At 54.6% G+C, this 13,970-nt stretch carries 17 protein-coding genes and 2 pseudogenes; 5 read left to right on the top strand and 14 right to left on the bottom strand.

All coding sequences use genetic code 11. From position 1 onward, the window contains the following. Positions 1–7: 7 nt before the first annotated feature. From ACR0DJ_RS18920 to ACR0DJ_RS18905, 4 genes are all read right to left on the bottom strand, one after another. The gene (locus ACR0DJ_RS18920) at positions 8–496 is read right to left on the bottom strand and encodes a CPBP family glutamic-type intramembrane protease (protein WP_425079049.1); all 489 of its coding nucleotides are present in this window, start codon (positions 494–496) and stop codon (positions 8–10) included. Positions 497–762: 266 nt separating this feature from the next. Next, on the bottom strand, positions 763–1,314 hold the full coding sequence (locus tag ACR0DJ_RS18915; RefSeq protein ID WP_425078700.1) for a GNAT family N-acetyltransferase: 552 nt from the start codon (positions 1,312–1,314) through the stop codon (positions 763–765). A gap of 65 nt (positions 1,315–1,379) precedes the next feature. After that, positions 1,380–2,270, bottom strand: coding sequence for a sulfurtransferase (locus ACR0DJ_RS18910; protein ID WP_480685972.1), 891 nt, complete (start codon positions 2,268–2,270; stop codon positions 1,380–1,382). Between the two features lie 22 nt (positions 2,271–2,292). Continuing rightward, a complete protein-coding gene (locus ACR0DJ_RS18905; protein WP_480685973.1) occupies positions 2,293–2,952 on the bottom strand; it encodes a peroxiredoxin in 660 nt (219 codons plus the stop codon). 313 nt (positions 2,953–3,265) lie between these two features. Between ACR0DJ_RS18905 and ACR0DJ_RS18900 the strand changes: the two are divergent. Then, positions 3,266–3,949, top strand: a pseudogene (locus tag ACR0DJ_RS18900) (IS6 family transposase). Here ACR0DJ_RS18900 and ACR0DJ_RS18895 read toward each other — a convergent pair. The 7 genes and pseudogenes from ACR0DJ_RS18895 to ACR0DJ_RS18865 form a co-directional block, all read right to left on the bottom strand. After that, the gene (locus ACR0DJ_RS18895; protein WP_480685974.1) at positions 3,930–4,382 is read right to left on the bottom strand and encodes a sigma factor; all 453 of its coding nucleotides are present in this window, start codon (positions 4,380–4,382) and stop codon (positions 3,930–3,932) included. The pseudogene ACR0DJ_RS18900 and the gene ACR0DJ_RS18895 overlap by 20 nt on opposite strands. Then, complete coding sequence (locus ACR0DJ_RS18890; RefSeq protein ID WP_480685975.1) at positions 4,379–4,732, bottom strand: YciI family protein; 354 nt, start codon at positions 4,730–4,732, stop codon at positions 4,379–4,381. The genes ACR0DJ_RS18895 and ACR0DJ_RS18890 overlap by 4 nt, the downstream gene beginning before the upstream one ends. A 31-nt stretch (positions 4,733–4,763) precedes the next feature. Continuing rightward, on the bottom strand, positions 4,764–5,099 hold the full coding sequence (locus ACR0DJ_RS18885; protein WP_480685976.1) for an SRPBCC family protein: 336 nt from the start codon (positions 5,097–5,099) through the stop codon (positions 4,764–4,766). A gap of 1 nt (position 5,100) precedes the next feature. Continuing rightward, positions 5,101–5,282, bottom strand: a pseudogene (locus ACR0DJ_RS18880) (ArsR/SmtB family transcription factor); the annotation flags it as partial. 189 nt (positions 5,283–5,471) lie between these two features. Continuing rightward, complete coding sequence (locus ACR0DJ_RS18875; protein ID WP_480685977.1) at positions 5,472–6,875, bottom strand: pyridoxal phosphate-dependent decarboxylase family protein; 1,404 nt, start codon at positions 6,873–6,875, stop codon at positions 5,472–5,474. A gap of 333 nt (positions 6,876–7,208) precedes the next feature. Further along, positions 7,209–8,144 (bottom strand): helix-turn-helix domain-containing protein, encoded by a 936-nt coding sequence (locus tag ACR0DJ_RS18870; RefSeq protein WP_480686314.1) that lies wholly within the window; start codon positions 8,142–8,144, stop codon positions 7,209–7,211. A 554-nt stretch (positions 8,145–8,698) separates the two neighbouring features. Then, positions 8,699–9,559: an NAD(P)-dependent oxidoreductase gene (locus tag ACR0DJ_RS18865; RefSeq protein WP_480685980.1), complete on the bottom strand. Its 861-nt coding sequence runs from the start codon at positions 9,557–9,559 to the stop codon at positions 8,699–8,701. Positions 9,560–9,664: 105 nt separating this feature from the next. Between ACR0DJ_RS18865 and ACR0DJ_RS18860 the strand changes: the two genes are divergently transcribed. Further along, the gene (locus ACR0DJ_RS18860; RefSeq protein WP_480685981.1) at positions 9,665–10,582 is read left to right on the top strand and encodes a LysR family transcriptional regulator; all 918 of its coding nucleotides are present in this window, start codon (positions 9,665–9,667) and stop codon (positions 10,580–10,582) included. An 88-nt stretch (positions 10,583–10,670) separates the two neighbouring features. Here ACR0DJ_RS18860 and ACR0DJ_RS18855 read toward each other — a convergent pair whose 3' ends face one another. The 3 genes from ACR0DJ_RS18855 to ACR0DJ_RS18845 all read right to left on the bottom strand — a co-directional run bounded on the left by ACR0DJ_RS18855 (position 10,671) and on the right by ACR0DJ_RS18845 (position 12,203). After that, the gene (locus ACR0DJ_RS18855; RefSeq protein WP_170337324.1) at positions 10,671–11,066 is read right to left on the bottom strand and encodes a nuclear transport factor 2 family protein; all 396 of its coding nucleotides are present in this window, start codon (positions 11,064–11,066) and stop codon (positions 10,671–10,673) included. Between the two features lie 339 nt (positions 11,067–11,405). Beyond that, positions 11,406–11,708, bottom strand: coding sequence for an SH3 domain-containing protein (locus tag ACR0DJ_RS18850; protein WP_480478566.1), 303 nt, complete (start codon positions 11,706–11,708; stop codon positions 11,406–11,408). 102 nt (positions 11,709–11,810) lie between these two features. Then, the gene (locus tag ACR0DJ_RS18845; RefSeq protein ID WP_480685982.1) at positions 11,811–12,203 is read right to left on the bottom strand and encodes a GFA family protein; all 393 of its coding nucleotides are present in this window, start codon (positions 12,201–12,203) and stop codon (positions 11,811–11,813) included. A 305-nt stretch (positions 12,204–12,508) separates the two neighbouring features. Here ACR0DJ_RS18845 and ACR0DJ_RS18840 point away from each other — a divergent pair, with 305 nt between their 5' ends. The 3 genes from ACR0DJ_RS18840 to ACR0DJ_RS18830 all read left to right on the top strand — a co-directional run bounded on the left by ACR0DJ_RS18840 (position 12,509) and on the right by ACR0DJ_RS18830 (position 13,939). Next, positions 12,509–12,760 carry a WGR domain-containing protein gene (locus ACR0DJ_RS18840; RefSeq protein WP_480686313.1) on the top strand — a complete coding sequence of 84 codons (252 nt, stop codon included), beginning with the start codon at positions 12,509–12,511 and terminating at the stop codon, positions 12,758–12,760. A gap of 519 nt (positions 12,761–13,279) precedes the next feature. After that, positions 13,280–13,690: a DUF3768 domain-containing protein gene (locus ACR0DJ_RS18835; RefSeq protein ID WP_480685984.1), complete on the top strand. Its 411-nt coding sequence runs from the start codon at positions 13,280–13,282 to the stop codon at positions 13,688–13,690. A gap of 102 nt (positions 13,691–13,792) precedes the next feature. Next, positions 13,793–13,939, top strand: a complete 147-nt coding sequence (locus ACR0DJ_RS18830) for a hypothetical protein (protein ID WP_480685985.1) — start codon at positions 13,793–13,795, stop codon at positions 13,937–13,939. The last annotated feature ends 31 nt before the right edge of the window (positions 13,940–13,970 follow it).

Raw genomic sequence — 13,970 nt, 5'->3', positions numbered from 1 at the left:
TCGTAGACTATCTGGATCGCAACGATCGTGCCTCTACGGTAAGAACCGCCAACACAATCGCGCACAAGATAATTGCAACACTTGGTGGGTTAAAATGCGATCCCTGAACGGGGAACATCATCCAACTGACATTGCTCATAGCGTGAAAGAGCGACGCCGAGAATACGCTGTAACCACCGCGGACATAGAGCCATAAGATGAGAATTCGGCGCGCGAACGAGCCCAAGGCCCACCACCAGATCCAATCCCATGTCCGTCCAACTTGGATCAGGGGGATGATGTGCCAGAGGACTGTAACAACCCCGAGTATTGATCCCGCCAAAACCCACCCATGGTGGGTGCACAAAGACCGCGTAGCAAAGGCGGTCCACCCCAATTCTTCAGCCATGGCGGCAATCAGGAACACCCCAAAAAGAAGCAAGACTTGGGATGGGTCTATTTGTTGTGCAGGTAAGTCTTGCCCGCCAAGATTAAGCCAAACACCCGATCCTATCATAACCGCAGGCATAGTCCCCAGAGACACACCCCAGGCCCGAAGCGTCATCTTATTGCAGTCGATCAATCGCATGAGAAACCGGCGTACCGCCCGAGGCCGATCCTCTTTGTAAACGAGCAGGAGTGCGGCCACAGCAGGTGCCAACACCATCAAGGCGCTTGAAGGCAGACCAGGGAGGATCGGATCTTTCGAAATACTGCCAAGGACCCAAAACGGAACAGAAAGCGCGAACACCAGCGTAAAGAAGCGATTTGTGCGCCTGGGCATCATTCTGTATCCGTCCTATGGGTAGATCGGACAAACCTCTGCCGGTAGAGGATAAGTTTGTGCAAAACGCCCGAGGTCTCGCCAAAGCGTTCAAAGCCACAGGCCGTGAGCATTCGATGTGAATCTGCGTTCGGAGCATCCGCGGCGGCTACGAGCCCGGTCAGCTTCAGGCCATCGCGTGCATAGTGGATCAGCATGGTCAAAGCCTCCCGCGCCAGTCCCTGACCCCAAACCCTTGGCTCAAGCGCGATAGTTGGCTCAATCCTACCAGCCATCTCAGGATCGCTTTGATGTGGGCCGGTGACCGGTGTAAGACCTGCCAGTCCAACCGCGCCAAGGGTATCTGTCTCGATCACCCAAAGACCCAGTCCATCGGCTCCAAACGGTTCGTGTTCGGACAACCAAGCAGCAACTTCATGCTCAGTAAGAACCTTGTCGTCGCAAAGATACCTGCGCACATCTGGCAGATTTAGAAGTCCCCGCAAAAAGCCGGCATCAGCCCTGCTCACTGGCCGCAACCAGCCACGGTGGAATCTAAGAACAGGTAACATCGGTTCTGCTTGGTCCGGTTCAAATTGTGCTTGGTGCGCGCCTTTGTGAAGCGCGCACCGCGTTGTCAGGATGTGACCTTGGGAAGCGTAGGATCACTGCCCCATTCTGCCCACGACCTATGATACACCCGCACACGCGGGAGCCCCAAAAGGCGCAGGGCAACGTAGCTGTGCGCCGATGCGAGCCCATTTTGACAGTGCATGATGACGTCGTTCTCAGAAGTCACACCATTGGCTTCAAAATGCGCCAACAGTTCTTCCGTTGGTCGAAAACGCCCGTTTTCCCTAAGGTTTTTGGCCCACGGGATGTTGACCGCCCAAGGTACATGGCCTTCGTCAAACATCTTGGTGGGACGAACGTCGATCAACACCGCGTCTGAGGCATTGCGGTGGTTCAGAACATCCGCAGCCGATGCATTGCGTCGCGGGCTAACCGCTGCTTGATAAACCGCGGTGTCATGCGGCTCGGGATCGGTGGATGCCGTTCCCCCGACCTCCAGCCACGACGACCAACCACCGTTCAGCACAGCGACGTCGCGATGACCCATATACTCCATCAACCACAGCATCCGCGCGGCGTGGAAGCCGCCCCGATCGTCGTAAAAGACAATCCTGCGGTCGGCAGATATGCCTATATTGCCCAGCAGCGCTTCGATATCGGCAAAACTCTGCAACGCTCCGGGAACGGGACTTTGTTTTGCCACGACGGCGTTTGGATCAAGATGCCGCGCACCTGGAACGTGGCCGGCGTCGTATTCTTCGCGGGAGCGCACGTCGACCAACACAAAGTCTACATCTGGCGTGGATGACGGGGTTTTGGCCAGGTCTTCCGGTTCAGCCAAAAGACTCGGGTTTGCATACTCTTGCGTCATTGCAAGGCCGAGTTTTGGGATGGTCAGGACTGTCGTGCTCAGAGCAAGAGCACCGAAGGCTCTGCGGCTCAGTTTCGGTTCCATAAGTCTTCTCCAAAGTCTTTCGTTAATAGGGCATTTCTACAAGACGGAGATACGGCACAGGTGCCTTCCAGCCATCTGGGTACCGCTTGCGTGCTTCCTCATCCGAAACAGATGGGACGATCACGACATCTTCACCCTGCTTCCAGTTTGCGGGTGTCGCCAGCTGCTGACGTGCGGTCAGTTGCAGGCTGTCGATGACACGCAGCACTTCGTTGAAATCGCGCCCGGTCGTCATCGGGTATGAGATCGTCAGTTTGATTTTCTTGTCGGGGCCAATGATGAACAAAGTACGCGCCGTTGCGTTGTCCATCGCAGTTCTGGCCTCGGCCGACCCGCCCGCGTCCGCAGGCAGCATGCCGTACAGCTTGGCAATCTTCAGATCGCTGTCGCCAACCAAAGGGTAGTTCGGCGCTTGTCCCGTTGCCGAGCAGATGTCCTCAGCCCAGCGTTCGTGTTCTTTGACCGGGTCTATCGACAGGCCAATAATCTTGACCCCGCGGCGTTCGAAATCAGCTTTCATGCGCGCCATGACGCCCAGCTCGGTTGTGCAAACCGGAGTAAAGTCCTTTGGGTGCGAGAACAGAACGCACCAGCTGTCTCCGATCCAATTGTGGAAATGGATCATGCCTTCGGTTGAATTGGCCAGGAAATTCGGCGCTTCGCTGTTGATTGCCAGAGGCATCTTTCTTCCTTCCTTAATCTCTTGTCAGTATTTGCCCGACGAAGCGGGCCGGTACCGGTCACCTAAACGCGGCGCCGCATCGATACCTGAAAGAAATCTGAAGGAGTTCTGAAACGTGTCTCAAGCCGCTTTGAGGCTGTCGCGCATCCGTGTGAACCGGCGATCCGATGACAAGGACACGAATGCTGGATCGACAAAGAGCCAATCCAGATCCCGCCAACCGTGGTCGAAGGTTCTGTCGCAAACTTCGCCCCTACCTGTCAGTTCGAAAGCATTTCTGGTAGCGCGCACTAGAACATGACAGGAGCAGGCCGTGACGATCTCATTTTAGGGCGCGCATTTTCCGAAAGACGTGATCTTGCACGCGGTTTTCTTCTACCTGCGGTACGGTGTCTCCTACCGGGATTTGGAAGAAATCATGGCAGAACGTGGTGTTGATCTGGATCACGCAACGCTGAACCGCTGGGTCAGTCGATATGCAGGCCTCATTTCTGAAGCAGCGCGGTATAGAAAGCGTCCCACAGACCGTTCGTGGCGCATGGATGAAACCTATGTGAAAGTGAAGGGCGAATTGGTTTACCTTTACCGAGCGATCGACAAACACGGCAAGACCCTTGATTTCATGTTGTCCGAGCGCCGAAACAAGGCCGCTGCGACGAGGTTCTTCGCCCGCGCTCTAAAGGTAAACGGATTGCCACGCAAGATCGTCATAGACAAAAGTGGTGCCAACACAGCCGGCATCAAAGCCATCAACAAGATGCTGAAGGGCTTTGGCTGCCCGATCCCGATCGACATGGTCAGACGGAAATACCTCAATAACATCATTGAGCAGGATCACCGTTTCATCAAGCGAAGGATCAGACCCATGCTGGGATTCAAATCTTTCGCTTCAGCCGCATCTGCCCTGGCAGGCATAGAACTGGTCAACATGATCCGGAAAGGTCAATTCACGCCCGGACTCCGTCCGTTTCAGCAGTTCATCCAACTGGCAGAATAAACTGCTCACCAAATCCACTGATGCTTTGCCATCTAATAAGTTTGCGACAGAACCGCATCAGCGGTGTACGGATGCCTGCATCAATGGCCGGATGAGCACACACAAAAAGCAGCTTCAGCCGTTCGTCCAGATTGTTGTCATTTTCGATTGCTGGTGCGTCTTCCATCTCGGGAACCTCATCCGTGATGACCAGACGAGCATCTTTACGCGCCTGATCGGTGCGTCTGTTTTTGGCCACTGTCAGCAGCCAAGCTTCGGGCCGTTCGGGGATGCCACGTACTGGCCAGGTCTTGAGAGCGGCCACAAAGGCATCCGACAAGGCATCTTCTGCGGCGATGATGTCACCAGACCGACTGACCAGCATCGCGATCAATTTGCCATAGGCGGCGCGGGCGACATCCTCGGCCCGCGCCTTTGCATCGTGATAAGTCAATAGTCGCCCATGGCCGATGAGCGAATTTCAATCTTGCCATGCTTGGCCGCCGGGCATTTCTCAGCCCAGGCCAGTGCCGCATCAAGGTCAGGCACATCAATTGCGAAGAACCCGCCAAGCGTTTCCTTCGTCTCTGCAAACGGCCCGTCTTGCACGCGCTTTTCACCATCTTTCAGCGTGATGGTTGTTGCGGTGTCAGCCGGATGCAGCCAATCGGTGTCGACGAACACGCCAGCCTCTTGCAGTGTGCCGATATAAGCGCCGTAGACTTCCTTTTCCTTGGCCCAGTCTTCGGGTGTCATGTCGGCAAAGTCAACCGGGTTGGAGTAAAGCAAAAAAGTATAACGCATTGGGTTGGTTCCATTAGATTGATAGTTGAGATTAAGCGACAGCTTGGCGCAGGTTTTCAAGGCCAAGCTCGAAGGTTGGACCCATCATGCCGTCCATGAAGAGGCCCATGATGCGAAACACGGGGTTAAAGCCCATATCTGCATCGACGCGCCAGACCACCTTGGTTCCATCGTCAGCGGGCACGGCGCTGATCGATTGCGTGGGTTGGCCCAAAGGGCCGAGATCGACGGCGTAGGTTACTTGTTCCGCGGTCACGTTAGAAACGGTCTGACTGCCTGTGCCGTCCTTGCTGTCGAAGTGAAAGCCTGATCCGACGCCCGCTGCAGGGCCAAAGAGATCGATCCGCAAATCTGGGTCAATGCTCATATAAACGCAAATGAGTGAGTTGCTGTGAAACTGCTGCCTGTCGAACAGATAACATTTCCTGACTGTCACTTACGGATTTCTTGCCAGTGGTCAGATAGCAGAGAATGAGCGAGCGCCCTCATGGGAGATCGCCTTCAAGAAAGCCGAGGCTTCATGCACCTTTTTGTCTATATCTACTTGCATCAACCGGCTCCCTATTTTGAACTTTCGATTATCCGTTTCGGGCCCAAAATGCGGGCGCAGACACAGAAATTGACTGCAATGCTCAAGGTCTGCTCTCGGAGGTTTCGTATCAGCTGATCACTACCAGAAGTGTTTGAAAAATTGGTATGGTATCGCGCTGTAGGAAGACTACACAGCGGGCCTGAGCGATCATCTTTCAGCTCTGTGCGCGTCCACAATTTCGCCTATGAGAAGGTCAATATCAGCGTTAGTGGTTGCATGGTTGATTATTGAGACGCGAATGATCTGCCGGTTCCGCCAAACGCCATGGCTGGGGTAAACCCGAGCCCTCTCTTGAATGCGTGCAAGGACCCTCGTTGTTAGATCATCAGTCTCACAGGCAATGGCAACCTGATTCAGAACAACGTCATTCATGATCGTGATGCCCGGCTCAGTGGCCAATCGCTCCGCGAGATATATCGCCAAGGCACAATGGCGCGCGATCATCTTTCTCACGCCCTGTGATCCCAAATGCTTGATGATCGCATAACTCGGTATACCACGCGCGCGGCGGCTCAGCTCTAGAGTTGAATCGCTGGGCTCCCATGTTTCGCCAAGTTCTGGAAGATACGCTCCTCGTGCGCTCATTGCGGATACCAGTGCCGCGCGGTCACGCACGATGCAAAGGCCAGCATCGTAAGGCGCATTGAGCCATTTGTGTAAATCGACAGCCCAACTGTCAGCGCCATCCACGCCTGCGAGCCGCTCGCGCAATTCAGGCACGGCATGAGCCCAAAGACCGAAAGCCCCGTCCACATGCACCCAGCCCCCTGCGGCGTGGACCAACGGAATTACTTCGGCAAAGGGATCAAATCCACCCGTGTTGATTTGACCCGCCTGAAGAATAACAAGCGGAGGTTGCTTGCAGTCAGCGAGAGCCTCCCGAAGCGCACTAACGAGAATGCGGCCTTGATCGTCCGTTTTAAGATGTATTGCGTTACCAAGCCCCAGACCTGCATAGCGGATCCCTGCCATCGGGGCAGAATGCGCAGCATCGCCAATCAACACCGGAATGTTAGGCGCACCAAACAGCCCTTTCTCATTGAAGTCCCACCCTTGTCGAGCCAACAGTGAGTCACGCGCCGCGATGATACCTTGGGTGTTTGCAACAGTCGCACCCGTCACGATCCCGACACCGCTGTCTATGGGCAATGCCAAAAGCTCAAGGCACCACTGGCAAACAGTTTGTTCGATCAGCGCAACAGACGGGCTTTCCCATGAAGACGCCGAATTCTGCCCCCATGAAGTCACAAGGAAATCAGCGGCAGCACCGACTGGCATTGACCCACCACAAACATACCCAAAAAACCGAGGAGACGCGTGGCCGTGGATTCCCTTACCAACAAAGGCAATTAAGTCGTCGATCACGGATGAAGCAGTGTCCCCTCGGGTGGGAAGTGTTCCGTCAAATTGCAACGCCAAGTCTGAAGGCCGCAGGGTTGGCTTGACCGCAGATGTGCCAAGGACGGCCCGATATTCCACCGCCTCATGCGCCGCGGTCAACATCGCTTCGCGGTCGTCCTCAGTCAGAGACAGTCGCTCATCGTTCGACATATGGGCATTCCCGATCAAGTTTTTGTTCAGGATACGCTAGCTTGCACCGGGATCGTGGTCTAGCTTTTCCATCCGTCGATGCACATGCCTGTCAGAGGGCTGATCGGACATTCCGATAGTCGCCCTGATAGGCAGTTTTGTCCGCGTGTCGATCCTTCATCCGTCTGCTGAATTTTGTTTACGCGGCGAATGGTCGGTCTGGTGAAGCTGCGCCGCGGCGCGTGACCCCGTGGCGGATGTCAGCAATGGGCCGTTCGACGATTTCGCAAACTCGGGGAACCACCGAGATAGCGTTGCTATGTTTGACGATGTATTTGCGGCTCTGATCCGCATTTAACTTGGAAAAGCTTGGGTGTAGGCTTGGCGCAGCATTGGACTGCGCCGGCCGAAAAGCGAAGCAGACACCGCCGAGCCAGGTAATTCCCATACTCCATAATCCGGTCCAAGCCAGTAGTCGCCAAGACGGGTCATTCCCAGGTCCTGACACACCTGAGCCCCGCCTGGCGAACAACTAATTGAGCCCAGCCCATGCAGAACAATATCGCGACGAGCCAATTGCTCTAGGTATGTTACAAAGGACGACAACAACAAAGGCGCTGCACTTTCGTGGCCGCGGCTAACAATCAAGGCTGGGCAATAGCCGAAGTATTTACCCGGCAGGATAGGTTGTCGTACACGTTCGACGGATAGATTTGATTCACGCAGCCTACACGCGCGAAATTCGGCTTCATCTTCTGGGAAAAGCAATAACAGAGCCCATTTTGCGACCATCCGACCATCCCTGATAACCATTTGCCAATGATCGCCGTAGGTTTGATAGATCGGCAGGAAAACTCTCTTATCAGCGGCCAACTCATCGGGTAATCGACCCAATTCCGTGTCTGCGGTCGAGATCATGTGGCAGATCGCCTTCCGGTAAGAGCCATCAAAATGCCTGGCCACCAGTGCATCGTCCAGCAATTGGTACTTTGAATCGACAAAGTTACCCTGTCGTTCTTCCCAATCCAGCCGACAAGCTAGTACTTCGTCGATGCTCCACCCCAGCCTTTCCGACAATCTGCTCTCCAAGTCGCCTCGAATGAACGACAGCGAGCGTTCGTATTTGCCGATTGCGTCTACACTTACATCTAACAACACTGCCAATGCCTCTTGCGTGACGCGACCGTGGGTGCCGTTGTCGAAACGCCAGCGGCGCAGCTTTTCAGCAAACAGAGAAGGGTGAACTGGCATACAGACCCACAAGAGTAAGAGGACATCGTGATGTAGCATGCCTGTTGAAGTCTATTGTGCCAAGGGACTTACGGATGACTTACGGGTAGTCCGGATCATGTCGGTGGTTGGCTAGAGATGAAGTGAGCAGGGTCGATCCATCTCAATTACAAATGGAACCCTGCCAATGTCTCGACGTATCTCCTCACTTCCAGGTGCAACAGAACTTCTGTTTCCCTGGTTCTGGCCAAGAAAAGATATTCGCAAACCCGAACCGCGTTTCGACGAAGGCCATCCCGATCGTCGCAGCTGTGAATCTGGTCTTGCAGACAGGCCCCTCCGATGGTTTTCATTCAATCGTTCAAATCGGTACTGAACCAGTAGTGAACTCAAACTTAATTGCGCAATCTATGAGTTCGACGAGTCCTTGGCTTTGCGCCGCCGGCGAATGTCTTGTGTGGATGTCTCCTGCATAGCAGTGATAGACAACTGCATTATGGCGCATTGCGACGCCGGTGGAGCAGGAGCCATCAACCCCATCCGGAATGACGGGCCGCAACGCGGCATCGCGATGAAGGAACCAAGGGCCGGAAAGGGCCGGAGCCTTTTTTGCATCAGGCATCCGTCATATGCTGAACCAGCGAGGTCAGCTGTCTGTCGCCGTGGCCATCGTCCCAAGCCGCTTTGGTGCGGTCATGCATCAACTGGATGAAATCAGCGGGCGCATTAAGTGAGAGATAGGTCTTCAACGCATCCTCTTGCGCCATCGCGTAAACCTTCAGGGAGGCTTCCGCGCTGTCGTAATCCTCAAACGGAACAGTTCTGGCAAAAAGATCATAATAGTCATTGACCAATTTGATCGTGGCAGGGAGTTGGTCGGCAAATACCTGCATCGGGATGCCCGCTTTCTGGCAGACAAGTGCACCGTAGACCATTCCGAACATGAACCCCTGCCGAACCGTGAAGAGGCCGGCAAAGAGCGCGGCAAGTGCCGTTGGTTTCTCTCCAACATGGGCGGACTTTCCACCCAATTCTCTGATGATACTGCCATAGCGGTCCCAGGTTCCGGCACTGCCCACCGTGAGGATTGTGGTTTCGTCACCACCAATGCCGGAAGGGTAGGCATTGATCATGCCCAGCATGTAGCCAGCCCCCTGTCCCTCAAGGATGGCGACCAGTCTATCAGCATCCGAGGTATCGCCCGTGCTCATGTCACAGATGGTCTTACCCTTTAGCGAGACGCTCAGCCCGTTGACCAGTTCAATAGTTTCCCTGTGGCTCTTGATACAGATGATGACAAAGTCAGACGTCGCAATGGCATCATTCGGTGAAGAGCAGATCGTGGCTCCAGCCCCAGCAAAAACCTCTGCCTTTTCCGACGTGCGGTTCCAAACGCTGACTTCGTGGCCTGCCTTGAGCAAGCAATGCGCCAGCGCTGAGCCCATATTGCCCAGTCCCAAAACCGCAATTTTCATGATGTTTGCCTCCGGTGGTCGCCGATGAATTACTGCACCAGCATGCGCCGACTTCGGGGGATCACATAGTTGTAAATTTTTCTATATTGTTAGATGATCTTACTTATGGATTGGCGCACGCTTCCCTCATTGACATCTCTCAGAGCCTTCGCCGCCGCTGCCGAGTTTCGAAATCTGACCCGGGCAGCAGAGGCACTGAACGTGACCCATTCCGCAGTCAGTCAGCAAATCCGCGGGCTCGAACAACATCTCGACACTCGGCTTATCACTCGTACCCGACATGGCATTTCTCTGACATCGCAAGGCGAATTCCTGTCAGCTGGCCTGCTTGAAGCCTTCGCTGAAATGGCCTCCGTGACCGAGAGCGTATCGAGTGCAGAGGCGGTTCGACCGTTGGTGGTTAGCGCGACTCCGATGTTTTCAAGCGCGTTCCTCATGCCGCGTCTGTCGACGTTTATTGACGAATTCCCCAATATCGAACTGAGGATCGATTCAACGATCCAGGCTGTCGACCTCAAGCCGGGCGGAATCGATATGGCCATCCGATACGGAACGGGTCACTGGCAAGGGCTTGTCTCGCAGATGCTGCTGCCAGGCTGTCTGACGGTCGTCGCGTCCCGCGAACTAGTCGGAAACCGGGTGCTCACGAATCCTACAGAATTGCTTGATTTCACGCTTCTTCAGGAACAAGCGTCAGTCGAGTTTGATCTGTGGTTGGAAAAGGTCGGAGTTCCGACCGACGCGGACCGGAGAGTTGTCCGCGTACCGGGCAATATGCTGCTGGATGGCATCCGTCGCGGTGATGGTATCGGGGCGACGGTACCGGCTTTTGTTTCTGACGAGCTGAAGTCGGGACAACTCGTGGCGCTGTTCGACGATCCAATACCTCAGATCGGCTACTACCTTGTCACTTTGCCGGGCCCGGTTCGACCAGCGGCAAATCTGTTCATGCAGTGGCTCTCGAAATCAATTACCGAATATGAGAAAAGCCTTTTCCGATGGACGCCCTCTCACTTGCTGTAGGCAGTAAAGAGAACCGACTAGCGTCAAATTGGGTCTGACTTGCCGTATATGACTGTGCGTACAGTGCGCGAACTGGCGCCGGATATGGTCATGTTCCCGCAACTTGGCGTTCATAATCCACACCATCATACCAACCGAGCGATTTGGTGACGTTCAGGTTGTCGTCTAAGTCCCATTCTTCCCAGCCCGAGAAACGAACATGGTTGCCAGTCTCTTTATGATGGCCTTCGAAAGTCCACGCATAGACCATATGGTGATCGGCGACGAGGACCGCGTCGAGGCTAAGAACGAGGTCAGGGAAGTCAGCCATAAATCCCGCCGCCATGTCGCCAATCTCCGCCTGGCTCTCCATTGGGTCGCCACCGTTCATTATCATGATTGTATGTTCAGCATATCTTCCGGCGACATCGCCAGGTGCCCGGTTTGTCCAAGCAGCGCAATGGTCTTGAGCTATGCGGTGGGCGGTTTGCACATCAGGTGTCATCTATATCTACATGTCCTAAAAATCACGAAAAATATGGTTACAGAAACGTTAGTTGGGTCTCTGAAAGCAATCAAGTTTGCTTAACAGCGCTTCTAAACGATGGCAGGTTTGTTCGTCTCACGGCCATCCGCTCATTGAAATTTCTGCGTTTTGAACGAACGGCAGCTTTCGGGAAGCCGATAGGTGAACTCTGAGAGATACCGAATGTCGGCATTGGGCCGGAAACACGATCGTGGTTTCCCGCTTGATCCCATCACCGGCAACAAGAAAGCTTCACTGCGGCCTTTTCTGCCAGCATTCTATTATAGCAGTAAGATGGCATCGCTGATCATCGTCGTATTAGATTTTCCGCAAGTATGCCCAAGAGACATACCCCTTTAGTCTACGAGCACGCTCCAATGAAACGCGGCACCAACGTGTGCCACCGGTCTGCTCGCAGCTGTGAACTCGTAGTGCGGTTCCATTTGGAAGACCAACGATCACATTGAACCCTGTTCCAGGTCCGCTGCGCATTTTTAGCATGTCACCGTCTTCGACTCCAAAAACCTCATATGATCCCAGTGACGCCGCCGCAGCCGGCTCAACGCCCATGACGACCCCTAGGAACAAAGCCGCTAAGGGTGAGAAGATTGCATTGCGCATCTTGATGTCCTGCTTGTTGCCTCAACTACAATCGTAGCAATTCGGGTCACCAGAAGGAACAACTCCCAGAAAGAAATGTACGTGATACCAAAGCCTAAACCCCTACATATCTTCCAAGTGGTGGGGAACTCTGGCCCAGTTGGGGGCATCTTTCGCAAAAACCTTTTTCGATGGGCTGAAGTTGTTTGGTTCATCCAGTGTCCCAGCTGCAATGCTCGTCAATCCGAAGGCTGTCACACCCCACAAGCCTGACCCGCAGGTACCGCAGAAATGCTTGATAACAGGTCGGCCTTCCTTTGAGGTCTTCTCAAAGGTCCGTGGTTTGCCTTTCAGTAGCTGTAGATTTTCTGACTTTATCATGTACCCGGCGTAGCCATCTGTACCGGTCATCGATAGGCAATCTCTGCAAAAACACATGAGTTGCAGTACCGTTTCACCGGTGATCCGGTAGCGCACTTCACCACAAAAGCACCCACCTTCCAATGATTGCGCCATGTTCGTTCATCCCTCTATGTCCACTGGGAAGAGTAGTGAACATCGTATGCGCCCTAATCTGAGGCGGCAACATTTCCACATTACTTCTGGCTATCTCACGCGGAGTTTCATCATCTGACTAAATGCGGCAGTTTCCGGCCGTGAAAAATTCTCTTCTGCGTGAGTACGGTCATTAAAGAGAGAAAACTGTGCGGATGTCCACTCAGTAAATGTAGGTCCGTCCCATTGAGGATCAGAATCCATTCCGACGAATGGATCTTGCAAAGTCATTGGGCAGACGGGCTGAGTTTGCCGACAATCGCGTCATGGAACTGACGGCAACCACACCTGTCCACCTGATCCAGGTGGACCCCGACGTTAACATGGCGCGGTTCTATGGAATAGAGTTGCAGCCGACGTTGTTTGGCGAAGTTTCTGTTCTTCGTACCTGGGGACGTATAGGCACAAATGGGCAAGCCATGATGGTGACTTACGAAGGCGAAGCCCAGGCCACTGATGCACTCCAAAAACTCGAAAAGCAAAAGCGCCGCCGAGGGTATGTCCCGGTCGGTGAGTGAATTCGGGTTGCAATCTGTTTTCGTAGCAAATCCCGAGCCTGTCGGCACGTGACCGGGCCCTAGGTTCCAGCCGACGTATCGGCTTGCACCCAGAACACCCCAGCATGATCTCCCTGACGCAATAGCCCCTGAACCGTCTCTTGCGAGCCGGGGCAGGAGCTTTGGGTCATGGTCGGTCCATGCCGTGGTGATCTGCCCGATCGGGTTTCGATCCCTTTTGCGCTCCCGCAGAATCGAAGATCCTTTGGCCTCATTTGTTGGTCAGGCGGGATTTGGACAAACCAAACGCCCCCCGACGTCAGGGGGAAGGCGCGGCCTCCCCCCTCGGACAAGACAAATAGACAAGACCGTGTCCTCGCGCGTTGCGCTGCGGGCCGCACCACTCTTGTCGATTTGTCCTGTCTCGCCCCTCTCCGCGTTCGCCACGGGGCAGGTTTTAGAGACGACGCCCTTTCAGGGCTCGGCTCAAAACCAGCACCAAAAGGGGATCAACCCCAGAGGTCGCACCACAAAGGAGAGATGGTTTTGAATCTTGAGACGACAAAAGACATCGAGACTGACACCAGCCTGCAGGCGGCAGAGATTGCAATTCAGAATGACCTGTTTCGGAAAGCCCTGATCGATCCGACTGCAGCGATTGAGATGCACTCCACGGGTATTCGGGGGCAGGTGTTCGTGACGCCGGGCGTGTCCGGCGAAGGGGTGGAGTTCCAAACCGCTGCTTTGGCTGCAGTGGCGTCGGATGACCAGTTCGATGAGGGCAATGACCCCTATGGCGATCACACGTTCGGGACGGTGACAATCAGCGGCCAAAAGCTGTTCTGGAAGATCGACCTATATGACGCGGATTACACATACGGGTCCGACCGCCCGTTTGATCCCGCAGCGACGCGCCGTGTGCTGACCATCATGTGCCCCAGCGAATACTGAGACCAGCTCTGTCCCAAAGGGCAGGGTCTGCATGCGCAACCCACGCAGGAAAGATCCCTCTCGGGACATGCGAGCATGCCCTGCCGGGCGTTGGGTGAATTCATGCCCGCGAACATCGGAAAGGGGGTGATGAAAATAAGTCAGGAAACCTTGCAGCAACGACGGCGCGAAGCCGTTGAGCTGGTCAAGAAGGGAGGTCTCTCCGCCAAGATCGGCCTCGCCTTCTTGAAACAACACGCAGCCGCGTAAGCGGCCCCGCTCTACCCCGGAAAGGGTAGGG

The sequence above is a fragment of the Ruegeria sp. BF10 genome (genome assembly GCF_056538725.1).
The sequence above is the reverse complement of the archived record's forward strand: the minus strand, read 5'-3'. Positions and strand labels throughout refer to the sequence as shown.